This window comes from Burkholderia sp. HI2500 (assembly GCF_002223055.1).
Taxonomy (GTDB): domain Bacteria; phylum Pseudomonadota; class Gammaproteobacteria; order Burkholderiales; family Burkholderiaceae; genus Burkholderia.
On record NZ_NKFL01000021.1, the window covers coordinates 1 to 477 of the forward strand.

At 69.2% G+C, this 477-nt stretch carries 1 protein-coding gene; it reads left to right on the plus strand.

Translation table 11 applies throughout. The features are described 5' to 3' along the window. The coding region (locus CFB45_RS38060) for an AMP-binding protein (RefSeq protein ID WP_144025307.1) at nt 1–477 on the plus strand (477 nt) is incomplete at both ends.

Below are 477 nucleotides of genomic sequence, written 5' to 3' on the forward strand. Positions count from 1 at the left end.
GCGGAGCGGAACCTGATGACGGTCGAGTGGAACCGCACCGACACGGATTTCGGCGACGCCGCCGCACAACCGCTGCATCGGTTGTTCGAACAGCAGGTCGAGCGCACGCCCGATGCCGTCGCGGCCGTCTTCGATGACCAGACGCTCACCTACGCCGAACTCAACCTGCGCGCCAACCGCCTCGCCCACCACCTCATCGCGCTCGGCGTCGGCCCCGATGCCCTCGTCGGCGTCGCCATGGAGCGCTCGCTCGACATGAGCGTCGCGCTGCTCGCGATCCTCAAGGCCGGCGGCGCTTACGTCCCCGTCGACCCCGACTACCCCGCCGAGCGCGTGCGCTTCATGATCGATCACGCGCAGTTGCGCTGGCTGCTCACCCAACAGCATCTGCGCGACGCGCTGCCCGAGACCGACGCCCGCCTGATCGTCGTCGATACCGACTCGCTCGACCTCGATGCCGCGGCGACGTCCAACCCC